At 49.3% G+C, this 18957-nt stretch carries 13 protein-coding genes; 11 read left to right on the top strand and 2 right to left on the bottom strand.

Annotation, left to right across the window (positions count from 1 at the left end; translation table 11 throughout):
* Window positions 1–25 precede the first annotated feature (25 nt).
* The 4 genes from H065_RS0112340 (at window position 26) to H065_RS0112325 (ending at window position 6494) form a co-directional block, all read left to right on the top strand.
* Entirely contained in the window at window positions 26–553 is a 528-nt protein-coding gene (locus tag H065_RS0112340; RefSeq protein ID WP_017813377.1) for an RNA polymerase sigma factor, read from the top strand.
* Entirely contained in the window at window positions 540–2237 is a 1698-nt protein-coding gene (locus H065_RS0112335) for a DUF4179 domain-containing protein (protein ID WP_017813376.1), read from the top strand. Before H065_RS0112340 ends, H065_RS0112335 begins: the two co-directional genes overlap by 14 nt.
* Before the next feature lie 439 nt (window positions 2238–2676).
* A complete protein-coding gene (locus H065_RS0112330; protein WP_238557952.1) occupies window positions 2677–5388 on the top strand; it encodes a DUF4084 domain-containing protein in 2712 nt (903 codons plus the stop codon).
* 92 nt (window positions 5389–5480) lie between these two features.
* Complete coding sequence (locus H065_RS0112325; RefSeq protein ID WP_017813374.1) at window positions 5481–6494, top strand: catalase family peroxidase; 1014 nt, start codon at window positions 5481–5483, stop codon at window positions 6492–6494.
* A 66-nt stretch (window positions 6495–6560) separates the two neighbouring features.
* Here the strand turns inward: H065_RS0112325 and H065_RS0112320 are convergent, their stop codons facing one another.
* The gene (locus tag H065_RS0112320; RefSeq protein WP_017813373.1) at window positions 6561–7346 is read right to left on the bottom strand and encodes a class I SAM-dependent methyltransferase; all 786 of its coding nucleotides are present in this window, start codon (window positions 7344–7346) and stop codon (window positions 6561–6563) included.
* Between the two features lie 419 nt (window positions 7347–7765).
* Here H065_RS0112320 and H065_RS0112315 point away from each other — a divergent pair, with 419 nt between their 5' ends.
* Together H065_RS0112315 and nudC are read left to right on the top strand one after the other, a co-directional pair.
* Window positions 7766–8587, top strand: coding sequence for a YkgJ family cysteine cluster protein (locus H065_RS0112315; RefSeq protein ID WP_017813372.1), 822 nt, complete (start codon window positions 7766–7768; stop codon window positions 8585–8587).
* Window positions 8588–8703: 116 nt separating this feature from the next.
* Complete coding sequence (gene nudC, locus H065_RS0112310) at window positions 8704–9549, top strand: NAD(+) diphosphatase (protein ID WP_238557951.1); 846 nt, start codon at window positions 8704–8706, stop codon at window positions 9547–9549.
* A gap of 133 nt (window positions 9550–9682) precedes the next feature.
* Here nudC and H065_RS0112305 read toward each other — a convergent pair whose 3' ends face one another.
* A complete protein-coding gene (locus tag H065_RS0112305) occupies window positions 9683–10717 on the bottom strand; it encodes a hypothetical protein (protein WP_017813370.1) in 1035 nt (344 codons plus the stop codon).
* A 376-nt stretch (window positions 10718–11093) separates the two neighbouring features.
* On the opposite strand from H065_RS0112305, the gene H065_RS0112300 reads away from it, so the two are divergent.
* The 5 genes from H065_RS0112300 to pelG are packed head-to-tail and all read left to right on the top strand — an operon-like array spanning window position 11094 to window position 18856.
* Window positions 11094–13274 (top strand): NAD-dependent epimerase/dehydratase family protein, encoded by a 2181-nt coding sequence (locus H065_RS0112300; protein ID WP_017813369.1) that lies wholly within the window; start codon window positions 11094–11096, stop codon window positions 13272–13274.
* Entirely contained in the window at window positions 13267–14166 is a 900-nt protein-coding gene (locus H065_RS0112295) for a hypothetical protein (protein WP_017813368.1), read from the top strand. The genes H065_RS0112300 and H065_RS0112295 overlap by 8 nt, the downstream gene beginning before the upstream one ends.
* A 3-nt stretch (window positions 14167–14169) precedes the next feature.
* A complete protein-coding gene (locus tag H065_RS0112290; RefSeq protein WP_017813367.1) occupies window positions 14170–16023 on the top strand; it encodes a DUF2194 domain-containing protein in 1854 nt (617 codons plus the stop codon).
* Window positions 16020–17459 (top strand): GT4 family glycosyltransferase PelF, encoded by a 1440-nt coding sequence (pelF, locus tag H065_RS0112285; protein WP_017813366.1) that lies wholly within the window; start codon window positions 16020–16022, stop codon window positions 17457–17459. Before H065_RS0112290 ends, pelF begins: the two co-directional genes overlap by 4 nt.
* Window positions 17435–18856 (top strand): exopolysaccharide Pel transporter PelG, encoded by a 1422-nt coding sequence (pelG, locus tag H065_RS0112280; RefSeq protein ID WP_017813365.1) that lies wholly within the window; start codon window positions 17435–17437, stop codon window positions 18854–18856. The genes pelF and pelG overlap by 25 nt, the downstream gene beginning before the upstream one ends.
* Window positions 18857–18957: the final 101 nt, after the last annotated feature.

Here is an 18957-nt window from a genome sequence, read left to right as displayed (position 1 = left end):
TTCATCAAATCAAGGAGGACATACAGTGACAGACAAGGAGCTGTTTGAGACCTATAACAGGGATGTGTACCGTACCTGTTATTACATGGTTCATCACGCTTCCGATGCGGAAGATCTCTGCCAGGACGTATTTATTACTATTTTCCGCAGTGACTGGCAGCAGGTTCAGCAGCTGCGGGCCTGGATTATCAAAGTGGCGGTAAATCTATGTCTGAATCATCTTCGGCGTAGACGAAGCTTGCGGGACAAGCTGCTGTCTTATTCCCAGTTTTGGGCTCGTCCGGCACCGGATACACCTGACTTATTAACGGCTAATCGGGAGTCGGAAGCGGAATGGGCGGTCTACTTTAGCCGATTACCAGTCAAAATTAGAACGGTGATCTCATTACGCTATGTGCATGATCTGAGTCTGAACGAAATTGCTGGTATTCTGGAGATTCCGGTCGGCACCGTTAAATCCCGACAGCATAAGGGATTGCAACTGCTGCGACATATATTGGAGCAGCAAGGACAGCACGGCAATCTGAAAGGAGGGCACTATGAAACCTATTGAGGACGTAGTAAAGCAGCAGGTTACAAAAGAAGAACTAACTTATCCTGATTTCGATCATATGTGGGCTCATATTGAAGCAGCCCGACATCCATATCCTGTGTCCACACCCACACAAAATGTATCTTTTCCTTTTTTGCCAAAGAAAAAAGCTCCCTGGAAAAAAACGTTATTCATCGCCTCCCTCAGCCTGCTTGTTGCAGCTGTTCCCGTATATGCAGCTATACAGATGAATTGGAACCAGGTACTCCATGATCGCAGCGGCATACAATCTGCACTGTCTCAGCAGCTGGGACAGCCTATTGAGCAATCGGTTACACATAACGGCGTAACCATGACGATTCATACTGCTGTCGTAGACGAGAATCGTACAGTCTTTTTGTACAGCCTTGATCCTGTTACCAGAACAGCACAGCATTTTGGATTTTTGCAGATGAAACTAACAGATGCCCAAGGAAAAGATATTCCGGGACTGACTATTCACCAGCAGTGGGATGAGAATAGCCAGCGTTTTACAGGCTATTTGGAGACGGGATGGACACCGCCTTCCAATACAGTATCTGTACATCTCTCTCTCGATAATTTACAGTTCCTGCAATCTGGCAAACAGAAGCTCTCTCTCAACTCCCAAACGGAGCAGCTCCAGCGCTTTGATATTCAGCAGGACGGTATGAAACAAATGGAGGTACAGTTTATTCGGCAGAGCCATGAGCAGACACTTGTTCGCTCCGCTCTTTCCTTTACAAATGAAGAAGTCAGAACATGGAGTTATCCTCAGCTTCGCCTTTATACAGCCAAAGGCAAAATCGTCCAGCCTTCTCGCAGCGGAACTTATGGAGCACCTGATGAGCAAGGGCGTTATACTGCTCAGGATTATTATCTCCCTGCCGACCTGCAGCAAAAGGGATTATCTTACCAGCTGGAATACAGCAGGGAAGTGCAGCGTTTTGCAGACAGCTGGGATTTTGATATACCACTGGATAAACGAAAGATGCAGGGCGACACGATCCAGCAGCCGCTATCTATTCCGCTGGAATCTGGTGATACAACTATCCGGCTGACGCATATCGTCATCTCGCCTACCCAGATTCGTCTCCAGCTTAACGAATCCAATCCGGATTCTGTACTGCCTTTTGCCAAATATGATCTAATGATTGATGGCAAGGTTCTGACAGGGTATGCAGAGATATTACCGGACACTCATGGAGATACTGCAAGATCATCTACTTTAATCTTTGAACGTCCACAGGGGATAGAGATAAGCAACAGGACGACGTTGATGTTGAGAGCTCAACACGGGATTGTTTCTCATCATGGTGAGCATCTATCGGTTACTCTTCCAGATATTACAGCGCAGCACAAATCGCTGCACACTATGATTAATGGGCTGCCAGTCAAGTGGACGTATTATCGCCAGGATGGACATCTCTATGTTCAGACTGAGAGCAATGATCCTCATTTTGGCGGAATTAGTCAGACTTCGATGATGCAGAATGGCGAACAGATCCTTGGACAGCCGCTGACCACTAATGTTGTAGGTGATGGTAACAACAAATCCATCGAAGTATACAGACAATTTACCGATTCCAGCGCAGTGGTTGATATTCTCTTTTATACGGAGGAAAAACCGGACCAAACCGTAGATGTAACCATTCCCTTGTCCGCCTCTAACTCCACGCAGCCGTAACCGATTGATCTAAAATAACAGGATAATTGATCCTACTTGCTTCCATATTTCTGCTCACTCCCTCCTTTCTCCACATCTCGCTATTTCCAATGCGGGATATGGAGAAAGGAGCTTTTTACTTACATACATTTTCAAACCTATTTTTCCACTTTCATCCATTAATCTATTTTAAAAGTATAAATCGCCTTCTATTTCTTCGCCAATCCCTTGATATGTCCATATTTACTGTACTTTTTTTCCCAAAATTCTCATTTATGTATTTCATTTATGTTTCAAATACTTTAATATTAACTACCTAAGCTATTTACCTTTAGACCTATATATTTATTTTTATTAACTAGGTACAAAAATCTACTTATTGGGTAATATAGACTAAAATAAGCAAGTTAGAGGGATTATAATGCATACATTGTCGCGGTATAAACCTATTTTGATTTTAATGTTTATTATTGCTTTTACTTTTTTCTACTACTTCTGGATTACGTATTGGAATACCAATGAATCCATTCAGACCTGGGGCGGCAACCTGTTGTCTACAGGTGGGACATTGCTCGCTGCGCTCTGGTTGACCTCCGCCTGGAAAAAGGGCACTAATCATCAACGTCTGTTCTGGCTGCTAGCAGCACTGGGCTGCTGGAGCTATTTAGTCGCGGAAGTGATCTGGCTGTTTTATGAGAACATTCTCGGGTTGGAAGTTCCTTTCCCCGGCCCCTCTGATATTTTCTACACTCTACAAGTTATCTTCTATATGTCCGCATTTATCTACAAACTAACCCGTGAGAAAAGAGGCTATCCGGTGATCCGGCTGCTGCTGGATATTTCCATTATTATGACGGTGATTTCTACCTTCAGCTGGGAATTTCTGATTGGACCGATTATCTCAACCATGGGCTCTGATCCGTTATCTCCTTCCATTATGCTGTCTGTTGGTTACGCGCTGGGTGACCTGGCCCTATTATTCGGTGCCATGAGTATTTATTTTGATATTCGCCATACCTTGTCCAACACGGTCATTCTTACGCTGTTTATAGGACTGCTCTCCCAGGTCGTCGGCGATACCATCTTTTTGTATATGACTGTGGATGAGACCTATTCGTCAGGGAGCTGGTCGGATCCGCTCTTTATTCTCGGACTACTGCTGGTTGGTTTTGCAGGCTATCTGCATAGCCGTGCTATATCCGTACCCCGACTTTCTTTTAAGAAATGCCAGGAGCGACAGCTGCTTGTACCGGATATTTTTCGTCTGATGCTGCCTTATATAGGACTGGCTGGACTGTTCGCCTTTATGGTGTTTTTTCCACAGGGAGGGCTGGCAATAACAGTAGGTGCCAGTGTAGCTATTCTGCTCGTTATTGCAAGACAGCTAATGATTATTCTGGAGAATCAGCGGCTGGTACGCAGCCTGTATGAGAAGACTCAACAGCTGGAAGTTAGTGAGCAGCGGTACCGGTCGATTTTTGAATACCATCCGGATGCAGTCTTTTCATTCCGCCTGGATGGCACGATTGATAGTGTGAATGTAGCGGGTGCCCAGCTGCTCGGTGCAGAAGTCGAAGAACTGATCGGGACGAACTGCTGTGATCTGGTTACCGAGAATTATGTGGATGCTGTAGAAGAACACCTGCGCATCGTCTCCCAGGGTATTCCGCAACAGTATGATCTGTCGATTCGCAATCTCAAGGGCGAGTATTCCCATATTCGCATGACCAATATTCCTATTGTGGTGATGGATGAACTGGTCGGTATCTATGGCCTGGCCAAAGACATTACCGAGAACAAAATGAATGAGGAAAAAATCAAATTCCTCGCTTATCATGATCCGCTGACCGGTCTGTCCAATCGTCTGTCTTTTGAAGAATCGTTAAGCCAGTCCGTAATGGAGGCCCAGCAGGATAACAGCATGTTTGCCGTGATGTTCATCGATCTGGATCGATTCAAAAATATCAATGATACGCTCGGTCATGATATCGGTGACCAGCTGCTGCGGTCGGTTGCCCAGCGTCTTCAGCACTGCGTAAGACAGCAGGATGTGATTGCACGCCAGGGCGGGGATGAATTTACCCTGATCATCCGCAAGATTACCAGCAATGATGAAGCTGCCAGCGTAGCGAATCGTATCCTGGACAGCCTGAGCCAGCCGCATTATATCAAGGGGCATGAGATTATCGCGACCCCAAGTATCGGTATTGCTCTCTATCCGCATGACGATCTGACACCAGTCACCCTGATGAAAAAGGCGGATATCGCCATGTATCAGGTCAAAGCCAATGGTAAAAGCCACTTCCGGTTCTACCGGGATACGGATCGTTTGTATTCCAAGCAGCTATTGATCGAAAAAGAACTTAGTCAAGCCTTGTACCATAATGAGCTATTCCTGCATTACCAGCCGCAGATTGATGCCCGCAAAGGCAAAGTGATCGGCGTTGAAGCACTGGTGCGCTGGGAACATCCCGAGATTGGACGCATTATGCCGGGTGACTTTATCCCGATTGCGGAGAAGACCGGACTAATCGTACCGATCGGTGAATGGGTGTTGCGCGAAGCCTGTACCCAGGCCAAGAAATGGCAGGACGAAGGACGTTATATTACGATCGGCGTCAATCTGTCCCCGGAGCAGTTCCGCCAGGATAATATCGTGGAGCGAATCGCTCTTATCCTCGCAGAGACACAGGCCGATCCGCGCTATCTGGAGCTGGAGCTGACCGAGTCCACAGCGATGACGAATATTCAGGACGTGATTCATAAGCTGCACGCACTTCGCCAGCTGGGACTGTCGTTATCTATCGATGATTTTGGTACCGGCTACTCTTCACTGTCCTACCTGGAGAATCTGCCAATCAACAAATTAAAAATCGCTCGTGAATTCACCAGCAAAATCGGCAGCAGTCAGGCCAATCAGATGATTATCAGCACGATTGTTAATCTGGCCCGCAACCTGAATATGGACGTGATCGCCGAAGGTGTCGAGAGCGAACATCAGGTCGACATGCTCAAAGAAATTCACTGTAATGAAATGCAGGGCTATCTGTTCAGCAAGCCTGTCTCTTCCGAAGATCTGGAACAGCTGCTGCTCTCCTATCCATCACCATCTGCCGAATCCCGCCGCTCGAATCGCATCTCCTCTCCACGTTCACCCAAAGGAGACCGTTAGATTCGAAAAGGATATGGGTCCCAAGCGTTGGTCGTCGTCCCAAAGGGTAAATGGTATAGAATCCCAATCTCTGAATAGATGAGGTGATCCTGATGCACAACTCCCATTCTTCCTCCGACTCTGCTTCTGAATTATCCCGCTCTGACATGCTGGAAGCGAGGGATCTGGACGTACAGGCTGTTGATGAAATCGAGAAATTAACCGGCCGGCATCCCAGCTATCGGCGTGCCCATGCCAAGGGAGCCTGTTATCAGGCCACTTTTCAGCCCAGCGGTGAAGCCGCTGCCTGGACCACAGCGCCACATCTGCAGGGACAGCAGATAGAAGCACTGGTTCGCTTTTCCGAAAGTTCTACCGATCCTGCACTCGCCGATCTGCTGTCTCCTGCCAAAGGAATGGCCGTGCAGTTCCGCCTGCCAGAAGGTCAGGTCAGCAATCTGGTTGCTGTAACCGTACCTGTATTTTTTGCCCGTACCCCGGAATCCTTTATGGATATGCTCAAAGCGGTGAACAAAGCCCGCGCCGGCAATCTGGGAATCAAGGAGATTATCCACCAGATCACCGGACATTTTGGTGAAGCCAAAGAAAGCCTCCTGTCTGTTCAGCGGCTGCGTCCACCCGCCAGCTATGTAACCAATCTGTACTATTGTATCCATGCCTACCTGCTCGTTAACGAAGCAGGACAACGACAGCCCGTCAAATTTGAATGGCTGCCCGAGGCTGGTGTACATATGCTGTCCATCAAAGATACGACCTCCCAGCCGCCGGATTACCTGGAGCGTGAGCTCGATGAGCGTCTGCAGCAGCACCCTGCTGCTTTCCGGTTGAATATCATCATCGGCGAAGAAGGCGATCCGACCGATGACCCAACAACTTCCTGGCCCGAAAATCGCCAGCGTATCGATGCCGGACGACTCGTGCTAACCGCTCCTGTCCAGGAACCGGAAGGTCTGGTGATGAATCCTACTATCCTTCCTCCGCAGGGAATGGAACTGTCGGATGATCCGATCCTGAACTTCCGCCGCAGCGCGTATGCAGAATCCTGGAGACGCCGTAGTCATGAAGCTGCTGAAGGGAACGACAAAGAACAAGGTAAAGATAGCTAAAGCTTGTTAATATAGCAAAAACGCTGCTGACGTTATAGGTCAGCAGCATTTTTGAGTTGGATCGATTTATCTCTCGGCCACAATGGTAAATGTCTTGGGAATACCTTTATCAAATACGTCGGATGACAGATTCGGCAGTTCTTCCAGTACTTTGATTACCAGGCCTGTGGCAGCGACAGAGGTCACAATCTCCCCGAGTGTCCAGTTGCGCAGGTATACTTTTTGCTGCTGCTCATCGGCAGGCGCAGACTCGGAGAATTTGGAATAGGATACCTCTTTCTCGACCAGTGAAGTATCAAAATAATCCCCATCGACCTTGTGCTTGCGGATCTTGGCAGTAGTGCCGCGTGACGAGATCAGCTTGGTGGAGATCGGATGGAAATCCTGCAGGATCAATCTTCCACCCGGCTGCAGCAGCCTCCGCACTACTTCAAACAGCGGTAGCAGATCGGTAAAATAGTGCAAAATCCCGAATTCCATAAATACGATATCATAAGACCCATCCAGCTCGTTCTCCGGCATCTGCAGTACATCCGACACGATATATCGAAGATCTACGCCGGCAGCCTGCGCCAGCTCCATGGCATACTGCCGATTCTCTTCGGAAAAGTCGGCAACCGTAAGCGAGGCGCCAAGCAGCGACAGAGCGACTGCCTTGTTGCCGTTGGAGCCCATCAGATTAATGATTTTGCGTCCCTGTACATCGCCCATATGATCCAGAGCAGTTCCCAGGCGTTTGCGGGGATCGGATTTTATTTTCTCGGCAGCTTCCACCGGTGTACCGAACCGGTTCAGCCAGGATTGGTATGCGCCGCTGTTCCAGGCATTTTTGTTTTGTTCTGAAGATTGCATGATTGTGCCTCCATGCGTGATTACACGCCGTATTCATCAAAATTGATCTTTCTATTCTACCATCAACTTCCGGGAAAGAGGCAGATTTCGGGCAGGTATTGTAGATTACCTGTTTTTCTACCGGACAACACTGATTCATGAATGCGATAGAACGGTCATTCGCCGGAGGATGCTTCTGCTTTGCAAGCTTTATCCGGTTAGGGTAAAGTTAGACTCAGACGGATGCGCTACAAACTGACGGATGTACGATACCACGAGCAACCGATCAGTAAATACGCTACTGTCAGTATCATTGATTGTTATGAGACCTTAGACGTTTTGTTTCTTTGATTATGGCCAACTGAGTCCGATCTGTACCTGTGGGTTCAGGTCTTATCCTTATTTAAAATAATGTATTCCAACACAGAGGACGTGAGTATATGCCGGATGAACCTACCCGTCCATTATCGGGCAGCAGCCCCTGTTTTTGCGGCAGCGGTCGCAAGCTGCAGCACTGTCACAAGACGGCTGCACCCGACAGCCGGGCTGCCCATGTGCATCAGCTGTATCAGGAAGTAGACGAGGCGATTGAAGATTACAGGGTGCACCATCAAGCGCATCCTCCCTGCGCTGCCGGATGCAGCAGCTGCTGTTCGGATTATTTCCCGGTCTCCCAGGTGGAGTTTGAATTGCTGCTCACTTATATGGAACGTCACTGGAGCAAAGCCGAGATTCAGGCTGTATTTGAGCAGTCCCTGATTAACGTGGAGATTTTCCAGCAGGAGAATCCGCAGATGTATGCGTCGCTGACGAGCCGTACTAGCCAGGAGCAGGAACTGGAGCAGATTCGCCGGTATGCCGGACGCAACAGCTTTGCCTGTCCGCTGCTGGACCCGGAACGCGGGATCTGCCGCGTCTATCCGCTGCGACCGTTCATCTGCCGCACACATGGCAGCTCGCATACCTTTTACGGATCATGGCGGGAACGGCTGCTGCCGGAGAAAGTATGCGAGCATATCCCCAGCAGCCGTGCGCACCGCAAAGTCACGCCCAATATCGTAGACTACTGGCCGCAGTATGACCAGCTTGCCGATGTACGTGTCGGTCCAAAGCAGACCCGGATGCGCCAGTATCCGATCTTTTACTGGTTCGTACTGTATGCACGGCATGGCGGCGGCATGACGGCCCAGATTGGCAACCGTGACCATTTTGATTTGCCGCTGGATGAACACAACGCCAGAATGGCCAGACACGAGGCGTGATAGGCTGACACTGTAATCGCTACAGCCCATCACCTCCACACTTTCATCTGGATTCCTTTGATGGGTATAAATAATAGACAACGTCGATCAAGATTAACTTCATGAAAGGTTCTGAGATGATGAGAAAGCCCAAAGAAAGTATCTATAAACGATATCAACCTGCCATGGCGCCTGCCGAGCAGGAAGAAGGCACCGGTTACTGGTTTATTTTCCGGGGCAGTGAGCTGCTTGTTCATGAGCATGAGGAGCAGCCAGCATTGCCTGTAACCAGCGGACCGGAGCCATATGGATTGCAGCCTGTACGCTCCCTCTACCTGGGCAGCATCGAACAGGCTTCCTGTTATACCGCCGAGCTGGATAAGGATGCGGAAGCTCCGGCAGGTATGACCTTCCTGCCGCTATTCGCGCTGTATGACCGAATCGATGAAGATCTGTTCCATCTCGCTGGACGCGGCCTGCAGATGCTCGCCTGGGATGCCACCCACCAGTTCTGCGGACGCTGTGGTACGGCATTGGATCATGCCGGTCATGAACGCAGCAAAGTATGTCCGAACTGCGGACTGTCCCACTATCCGCGTCTGGCTCCGGCGGTGATCACACTGATTCTCAAGGATAACCAGCTGCTGCTGGCGAGAGCAGGACATTTCAAGAACAATATGTACGGGCTGATTGCCGGCTTTGTCGAGCCGGGTGAGACGCTGGAAGATTGTGTACAGCGGGAGACCATGGAAGAGATCGGTATCAAGATTGGCAATATTCGCTATTTTGACAGCCAGCCATGGCCGTTTCCCCATTCGCTGATGGTCGGATTTATCGCGGACTATGAGAGCGGCGAGATTCAGGTGGATGGTGAAGAGATCGTGCATGCAGACTGGTTCGGAGTGGACAACCTGCCGACTATTCCGCCGCGTATCAGTATCGCCCGCAAGATGATTGACTGGTATATCGAGCAGTACAGCTGATTCTGAATTCGGAATAATCGTTCAGCAATAATCTGTGATTAGAGCGATCCCTGTTCCAAAATTGTCGATCACATAACAAAAAGCATTCTTCCTCTGCAACCTTGCACGGGAAGAATGCTTTTTCTATTTATTCTTATTGATACAATGCACTATCCGGGAATGCGTATTTGTTCATGCCTTTGACTGACAGCAGACGGAATCCGTCACGGGTGAAATCCTGTCCGCCGCGGGAACTCTCATATTCCGGCTTCAATGTGTAGTAGTCCATATAATTGCTCATATACGGGAATGTGCGTACCACATCCGAATTCGGTTCGGACGAACTGTAATGCACCGGAGATACCCCGTATCCATCGAGCGAGAATACACCGGCTGCCGCTTCGTTCATTTTGAAGAATTGGTTCAGCACGCCATCAGTGCTCGCCTGATAATCGATCGTACTCACACTGAGCATGTGTACTCCCAGCACTCTGCGGTACATCATGCTTTTCTCCATCTTATCTTCAAAATAATCGCGGTAGGCGCTGGAGATGCCGCTGCCGTTCAGATTGGCAGGCAGCAGGAAGCTTTCCATCAGATACAGGTCGTTCGCGTTCATTTTGGTTTTTACCCCATCCGGGTTAAATTCCTCCTGCTTGGCACTGCTCATTACATCTTCGGGATGCCATGCATTGACAAAAGCAGCCATGCTCTGATCATGTACTATCGTCAGCGCTTCATTCAGCCGCACACGGGATACACCGTAATCATAACCGGCATCATCCAGGAAAATGCCGTATACCCCAGCGGCTTTCCATAGATTGATGCGCTGCTTGATTGTATCCATGCTGAGGTTATCCGTCGAATTCGTTATACCGAGATCCACATAGCCGAAGATCTGGATTTTGGGATTGATTTCCTTGATCCGGGCAATAATCTGCAGCGTACTCTCATGCTGCGCATGCTCCGGTAACTCCAGTTTGTCTCCCAGCACAAGATAGTCGTATTTTGCAAAAATCTGAGCTGCTTCTTCATTGTTTGATACGTTGTTCACCGACTCCGGAATGCCATAATAAATTAATAATTTGTTGCCCGGGTTGCTATTTGCCAGCGCTGAAGCACTATTCGTGATAGACATCATCGCCACCAGAGCGAACAGACACAGCGCAATTCGGCCATACCTTTTCATCGCTTTTGTCTCCTCTTTTATCGTACCGGTATCTGCTGCTTGCTTCTACCTGCATCTGTGTTGTGTATCCATGGGTAGGTTATGTGCCACCATACCAAAGATTAGTTTAAAAAATAACATACTTTTTGCAAAAGTAAACGGGTTTCTTTCATTTTCCTGCAGCTGGACAGGATCATTAAACAAGCAATTACCATCAATAATACAGTGAATTATACCACTAATTTACCCAATTAAATATTCATTAAATAAAATCGTGAGTAATATTACTGAAATGTAAGAAAATAGTTGTCAAATTTACTTAGTTACTATTAAAATAGTTACATCCAGTTATACGTTACATGGACGGATTGGACAAATTATTTTAGGAGGAACATACGTGAATGTGCTGGTCACAGGAGGCTACGGTTTTATAGGTTCGTTCGTAGCCGAACGGTTTCACAAAGAAGGTCACCAAGTCTACATTATCGACAATTTGACCTCAGGACGTAAGAAGAACGTAAACGTCCCCCATAAGTTTTATGAATTAAGTGTAGAAGATGAACGGTGCGAAGAGATTTTCCAAAGTATCAAGCCGGATATCGTCATTCATCTGGCCGCCCAGGTCGATGTATCGGTATCCATGCGTGAGCCCCGCCAAGATGCGCAGACCAACATCCTCGGTCTCGTCAACATGCTGGAATGTGCCCACAAGTACGGCGTATCCAAATTCCTGTTTGCTTCTTCTGCAGCAGTGTACGGCCCCAATGAACAGGTCCCCCTCAATGAACGGATGAAAACAGAACCAGTATCTCCCTATGGAATTAACAAGCTGCTTGGCGAAGTCTACTGCGGCAAATGGAACGACATCTACAAACTGCCTACTCTCGCATTCCGCTTTGCCAATGTATATGGCCCGCGTCAAGGCACAATCGGTGAAGGCGGCGTTGTCTCTATCTATATGCAGCGCATGATGGAAGGACGCGGACTGGATATTTTCGGTGATGGCGAGCAGACACGTGACTTCGTTTATGTCGAAGATATTGTGGACGGCATCTACCGTGGTGCGATCAGTGATGCGACAGGGGTCTACAATCTGTCGACCAATACGGAGACGAGCCTGAATGAACTGATCGGCATTCTGGAGCAGCTAGAACCAATACAGGACGTCAATTACAAGGAAGAACGTGCAGGCGATATCTACCGCTCCTCGCTCGATAACACGTTGGTCAAAAAGGACCTCGACTGGCTGCCCCTGTATTCCGTACAGGAAGGCATGGAGAAAACCTTTGCCTGGTTCCGGGAAAATCATAGCAGCAAGCCTGCAAGCAGTGCAGCTGCTGCTGACAAATCCGGCTATACCGGCTGGTTCCCGGTGATCCGTCCGTATGCCGAGAATCTGCTGGCTTTTGCAGTCCTGTTCATGATCTCGCAGTACGGCAGCAAATGGTCGATCTCTGCCGATATTGATTTCAAACTGGTATATATTATCCTGCTCGGTATCGTATATGGTGCCCGTCAGTCGATTCTGTCTTCTGTACTCGCATCGGGATTGTTCTTCTATGAAGCACTCTCCAATGGACGGGACTGGCAAACACTGCTGTACGATCCGGAAGCATTGTTTATATTCGCAATCTATCTGTTCTTCGGTATGGTCGTCGGCTTTGTCTCCGACAAGCACAAGCGCGAATCGGTCTCGATCCACAACGAACTCGCCGCCGAGAAAGAACGCTATCTATTCCTCAGTCACATTTACAAAGATACACGCAAAATCAAGGAAGAACTGCAGCGGCAGCTGATCGGCAGCAAAGACAGCATCGGCCGCATCTATACCATCACCCGCAAGCTGGAAAGCTTCGAATCCGAAGAAGTCATCACTGCCTCGATTGATGTGCTGGAGAATCTCCTGGATACCCGCCATATCTCGATCTACTCTGTGAATGAAACCAACCATATGCGTCTGCTGGTTCAATCCAAAAATAACGGCTTTACCCTGCCCAAGACAATCCGTCTGGACGAACATCCTTATTTCCGTGATGCGATCGAGAGCAAGACCATGTTCGTGAACAAAACGATGACTCCGGAAGTGCCTATGTATATTACCCCCGTAATCCACAATCAGCAGGTCATCGCACTCGTCTCTCTGCATGAACCTTCATTTGAGAGTCTGAATATGAATTACGAGAATATGCTCAAAGTCAGCGTGGATATGATCTCCTCCTCCCTGGCCCGTGCGTTCCAGTACGAAGGAGCCACTCGTCAGCACCGGTATATTGATGATCTGCCTGTACTGAATGAATCCGCGTTCCGTCAGATTCTGCGTGCCCGTGAAGAAGCATACCGGATGCATGGCAGTGACTATACGCTCCTGAATCTGGTGGAAGAAGGACGCAATCTGTCCGATCTCGCTCACCTCGTTGATAGCGTCAAACGTGATTCCGATTATCTCGGCATGATCAACGGGCAGCCTGTACTGCTGCTGTCCAATGCCAATCATGAAGAAGCACTGCTTGTCATTAACCGTCTGCATCATCACAGCATCAGTGCCCATGTCGTGCAGGAGGAGATCGCTTATGCTTAGTCTCCTGCTGCTGTATTACGTACTGGTAGCGGTATACAGCGTCCTGCGCTGGAAATACCGCGACCGCTGCGGTGAAGATACAGCCGGAGCGATTACGCTGGTTGTCCTGCTGCCATTATTCGGTCTGTTTATTTCGCTTCTGCGGGATGGACTGCGCTCCGGCTATCTGCGTCTGTCCCGCTCCACTGGACATCTGACCGATGAAGTGGCAGACGATCAGCCAGTGCGTGTATTCCGTACTCTCGATGTGCGCAAGGAGAGCAATCTGGTTCCTCTGGAAGAAGCACTGCTCGTCAATGACCATACCAGCCGCCGCCGGCTGATGCTGGACTTTCTCAAAGACGATCCCGGTGCGATGATGCCGCTGCTCGAACAGGCAGTCAGCAACGAAGATACCGAGACTTCTCACTATGCCGTGACTGCTGTCGTGGAGATCAAGCGCAAGCTGACCCTGTCGATCCAGCATTATTCGGTTCGTTATGAACAAGGCGACCGCTCGATCGACATGCTGGGCGAATATGCGGAAGCAATCCGACAGTATATGCACAGCGGATTTATGGACCGCCCGACCCGCCGTACCTATCTGTCCACCTACGCCCGTCTGCTCGGTGAATTGATCGAGGCAGGCGGCGGAGATGAGCAGGTATTCAACGCCAAGATCCACAGCGAGATGGAACTGGAGCGTCCCGATATCGCTCTTCAGTATGAACAGAAATTCCGCGAAACACATGCCGACAGCGAACAGCCGTATCTGACCGCGCTGCAGCTGTATTATGATCTGCAGATGAAGGAAGCTTTTTTCCAGACCCTGCAGGCACTCAAGCAATCCAATATCAAAGTATCCAATACGGGCCTGAATGTTATTCGGTACTGGTCGGAAAAAGGTGCGTAACCCATGAAATTCTCATTTAAATTAACCACGCAGGTCTACGCCATGCTGGCTTTTATGCTGGTCATGGCGCTGATCATTCAGGCTTCGCGTTCCGATGCCATTCTTCATATGAAAGGCAATCAGAACCATATCCAGGACATTTCCGGGATCAAGCAGACCAATGCACTCACACCGGAGCAGACGACGGCACTGCAGGGAGAACGGCAGCTGCTGCTCTTGTTCAATCCCAAAGACAGTGCCAGTGTCAAAATTAAAAACAATGCCGAGCATATGCTGAAATATATGAAAATCCGCTTTGATGCGATCGATGTCAGCGCAATGCCGACTAATATGACAGCCTACGACGGAGTCATCCTGACGCTGTCCAGTCTGTCCCAGCTGCCAAGCACAGGATGGATCGACAATTATGTACAAAACGGTGGCAGCCTGCTGTTCACTTCCATGCCCCAGATCGATCAGGCCCTTTATCAGAACTACCGCAAAATGGGCATTATCGAGCTGGGTGGCTATCTGACGTCTACCGGTCTGGAAATGAAGAGCAATGTGCTGCTGAATGACAAGAATGCCAAATATTCGCCGGAACTGATCCAGAACGGTTCGATCCGCGTAAGCCTGGGCAGCGACAGTACCGTTCATGCTACCAGTGACGAGAACGTTCCACTGCTATGGGAGACGCCTTATGGCCAAGGCAAATTCGTCGTATTTAACGGATCCATGTTCCAGGAAAAGACCAGCCGCGGCGTATTGTCCGGCGCGATTAGCCTGATGCTGCCGGATACCATCTATCCGGTGCTTAATGTGGAATTGATATATATTGACGACTTCCCCGCGCCGATTCCTGCAGGCACCAATGACAAAGTGTATCAGGAATATCATCGCAACACTGCCCGTTTCTACAAGGATATCTGGTGGCCGGATATGCTGAAGATCGCTGCCGAGCATAATCTCAAATATACCGGCGTCGTTATTCAGACATACAACAACCAGGTCAACCCCCCATTCGGTGCACCTACCGATGCAGACGGTCTTAATCTGACACTGTTCGGACGCGAGCTGATTAAGCAAGGCGGCGAGATCGGTGTGCACGGATATAATCACCAGTCGCTGACCACAAATGAACGGATTGCAGGCAGCTTTGGCTATAATGCCTGGCCGGACCGCAAGAGCATGTCCGAATCAATCACCAGTGTGCTGGACTTTATCCATCAGTCTTTTGTGAATTATAAAGTGATGACCTACGTGCCCCCATCCAATGCACTCGACTCCGATGGACGGGCAGCGCTGAAGAGCAGCTGGCCGGATCTAAAAAGCATCTCTTCCGTCTACAGTGAAGATCCGGAGAACCGTTCCTATGTACAGGAATTCGAGATTGCCGATGACGGTATTGCCGAGCTGCCACGTATTTCATCCGGTTTTATGAAAGATGAATTTAATGACTGGGCAACGGCCAATGCCGTAACTTCGCTTGGTGTGTTCTCCCATTTTGTCCATCCGGATGATATTCTCGATCCGGATCGCAGCCATTCCTACAATTGGGAACAAATGCGCGACATGTTCGAGAAATACATCAGCAAATCGGTGCAGCAGTACAGCTGGCTGCGTCCGATGACTGCCTCCCAGGCAGCTGTTGAGCTGCAAAAGTACCAGATCAGCGAACCGCACTTTGTACACAAAGATAACGAGATTGACGGTTATATCAATCATTTCCCGGAAGGTTCCCTCTTCTATGTACTGCGTACCGACCGGCCGATTACGACCCAGGAGAACTGCAAAGTAACCCGGATTGACAGCGGTTCGTATCTGGTAGAAGTAACCCGGGATCAATTTACGATCGGTTTGGGGGACAAGAAACAATGAGAATCTGTATTGTAGCGGAAGGGTCGTACCCTTATGTGACCGGCGGGGTGTCCAGTTGGATTCATTCCCTGGCCCGCAATATGCCGGAACATGAATTTGTGATCTATGCTATCGCCGCTGAACGCAAGCACAAAGGGCAGTTCAAATACACACTGCCCGACAATATTGTCGAAGTACAGGAGATTTTCCTGGATGAATATATGCAGCTGGAAGGCGAATGGGGACATCACTTACGCCTCACGCCGGATCAGCGCCAATCGATCAAAGCACTGATTTCCGGTGAAGGGGATCTGGACTGGAGCCGCATTTTCAGCGTGCTCTGTGATCCCAAGCTAAGCAATGCCGCCAATTTCCTTATGAGTCGTGATTTCTTCGATATTATGAGCCAGCTGTGCGAGGAGAAATATGAACAGCTTCCATTTACCGAGATGTTCTGGACGGTTCGCTCGATGGTACTGCCGCTGCTGCTGACCGTGCAAAAGCCGCTGCCCCAGGCGGATCTGTATCATGCCGTATCCACCGGTTATGCCGGCGTACTCGCCAGCCTCGCCAAGTATCTGTATGGCAAACCGGTGATGCTGACCGAACACGGTATCTATTCGCGTGAACGGGAAGAAGAGATTATCAAAGCAGACTGGGTAGACGGATATTTCAAGGATATCTGGATTCGTTACTTCTATACCCTGTCCACCTGTGCGTACCAATATGCGGATGAAGTCATTACCCTGTTCAACCGCAACCGGGAAATCCAGATCGAACTGGGCTGTGAAGCAGACAAAATCCGTATTATCCCGAATGGAGTGACTGCAGCTGATTATGAGAATCTGCAGGCCAAAGCTCCGGATGAACCGATCTACATCGGCGGTGTCGTACGTGTCGTGCCGATCAAGGATATCAAGACGATGATCCAGAGCTTCAATGTGATCAAGCGGCAGGTGCCGGAAGCCAAGTTCTTCATTATGGGCCCTTATGAAGAGGACCCGGAATACTACGAAGAATGCCGCTTGATGGTCGAACTGCTGCAGGTGGAGGATGTCATCTTCACCGGCAGTATCAACGTCAAAGAATATATCGGACAGATGGATATCCTGCTGCTCACCAGTATCAGTGAAGGCCAGCCGCTGGCTGTGCTGGAAGGTCTGGCCGCCGGCAAGCCGATGGTCACTACCGATGTCGGCAGCTGCAAAGAATTAATCTACGGCAATGACGATGAGTTCGGTCCTGCCGGCAGCGTCGTGCCGGTTATGAGCTATGAACGGATTGGCGAAGAAGTCATCCAGCTGTGCCGTAGCGAAGAACTGCGTCAGCGGATGGGCGAGAATGGCCGGAATCGTGTACGTTCGCTGTACACCAATCACAACTTTATTACCGGCTATCAGAATTTGTATCAAACATGTGGAGGGCTTAACGGATGGCCGGTATCGGTTTCGAACTAAAAAAATTATTTGATAAGAGCGGACTGGTCAACAAGGCCAAAGCCTATACGTATTCATCCCTGATCACGATCGGTCCGATGCTGCTCTGTATTGTGATGGTTGGTGTCTTCAACCGGATGCTGCGCGGAGCAGGCACGGATTATCTGAATGTCGAGCTGTTTCAGAGCTGCGTCATTTATGCATTTATTTTCTCTTATATTATTAGCAGTCTGATGACGATGTATCTCACACGGGTCAGTTCGGACTTTCTGAATGAAGGTTATCATAATGCCCTGCTGCCGTCGCTATATGGCAGTATCCAGATCAGTCTGGTATTCGGCGGCATTCCGGCTCTCGTGTTCCTGGTATTCGCGGATCTGCCGCTATCGATCAAAGTAGGACTGTTCCTGCTGTATATGCTGCTGGTGATGATCTGGAATCAGGTGGTCTATGTATCTGCGATGAAGAATTACAAGCGTATCGTACTGGCCTTTTCCAGTGGTGCGGCAGTATCGATTATTGTACTCGCTGTGATCCTGTATCTGACACCGCTGCGGACCGCTTCATCGGCACTATTCGCTTTTGATGGAGGTTTTCTGGTCACTTGTGCAATGCTGATGATCCAGATCGAGCGCTATTTCAAGCCCGGCAAGACCGTATCGAACTTTTCCTTTCTCGCGTTCCTGCGCCGTTATCCATCGCTGATCGCGATCGGGCTGCTGAATTCGGTCGGGCTGTTCGCCCATCAGTTTGTGCAGTGGGCAGGACCGGCCGGTGTGCAGGTCAGCGGAGCTTTCCTGATGGCACCGCAGTATGATGTCGCAGTATTCTGTGCGTTTCTGTCGGCGGTACCGACGCTGATCGTATTTGTGGTCTCGCTGGAGACGAGCTTTTATCCGAAGTTCCGCAATTATTATGACTTTATCCTGTCCAAAGGCTCGATTCTGGACATTAACCGTGCCCGCAACGAGATGTATCAGGTACTGGGGCAGCAGTTCACACTGATTATGGGCATTCAGATGATCTTCTCGATTATCTCGATTGCGATCGGTATCCGCTTCCTGCCGCTGATCGGTTTTACTTCGACCCAGGTGGATCTGTTCAATATTCTCGTGATCGGATATTTTGCCTACATTATCTATAATGTGCTGGCACTGGTACTGCTTTATTTTGATGATCGCAAAGGGGTACTGTGGCTGGCGATTGCGTTCCTGGCTATGAATACACTCTTTACGGTAATCTCCCTCTGGGCGAATGATCAGGGCTTCTCGTTCTTCGCCGCTTCCTTTGTGACGCTGATCGCTGCGCTCGCACGGATTGTATATGTGCTGAACCATATTAACTACTATACGTTCAGTGCGCAGCCGCTTGTAGCGCGCAAAACAGAGAACCGCTTTGGCCCGCTGCTGAAGCGCTGAGGATAGTTATACCCTTACCGTCGACAAGTTGAAGATAAGTTATGCCGGGCTGAAGCAGGCCGATTATCCAGCCTGACCAGCCCGGCCCCGGAATGAGAAGA

This window comes from Paenibacillus shenyangensis (assembly GCF_000346635.1).
GTDB classification, from domain to species: Bacteria; Bacillota; Bacilli; order Paenibacillales; family Paenibacillaceae; genus Saccharibacillus; species Saccharibacillus dauci.
This window is presented reverse-complemented; position numbering and strand designations above follow the sequence as displayed.

Excerpts from the sequence above, each read along its gene's own strand:
- H065_RS0112335 (WP_017813376.1), top strand. The coding sequence starts at position 540 with ATGAAACCTATTGAGGACGTAGTAAAGCAGCAGGTTACAAAAGAAGAA.
- H065_RS0112330 (WP_238557952.1), top strand. The coding sequence starts at position 2,677 with ATGTTTATTATTGCTTTTACTTTTTTCTACTACTTCTGGATTACGTAT.
- H065_RS0112325 (WP_017813374.1), top strand. The coding sequence starts at position 5,481 with ATGCACAACTCCCATTCTTCCTCCGACTCTGCTTCTGAATTATCCCGC.
- H065_RS0112320 (WP_017813373.1), bottom strand. The coding sequence starts at position 7,346 with ATGCAATCTTCAGAACAAAACAAAAATGCCTGGAACAGCGGCGCATAC.
- H065_RS0112315 (WP_017813372.1), top strand. The coding sequence starts at position 7,766 with ATGCCGGATGAACCTACCCGTCCATTATCGGGCAGCAGCCCCTGTTTT.
- nudC (WP_238557951.1), top strand. The coding sequence starts at position 8,704 with ATGATGAGAAAGCCCAAAGAAAGTATCTATAAACGATATCAACCTGCC.
- H065_RS0112305 (WP_017813370.1), bottom strand. The coding sequence starts at position 10,717 with ATGAAAAGGTATGGCCGAATTGCGCTGTGTCTGTTCGCTCTGGTGGCG.
- H065_RS0112295 (WP_017813368.1), top strand. The coding sequence starts at position 13,267 with ATGCTTAGTCTCCTGCTGCTGTATTACGTACTGGTAGCGGTATACAGC.
- H065_RS0112290 (WP_017813367.1), top strand. The coding sequence starts at position 14,170 with ATGAAATTCTCATTTAAATTAACCACGCAGGTCTACGCCATGCTGGCT.
- pelF (WP_017813366.1), top strand. The coding sequence starts at position 16,020 with ATGAGAATCTGTATTGTAGCGGAAGGGTCGTACCCTTATGTGACCGGC.
- pelG (WP_017813365.1), top strand. The coding sequence starts at position 17,435 with ATGGCCGGTATCGGTTTCGAACTAAAAAAATTATTTGATAAGAGCGGA.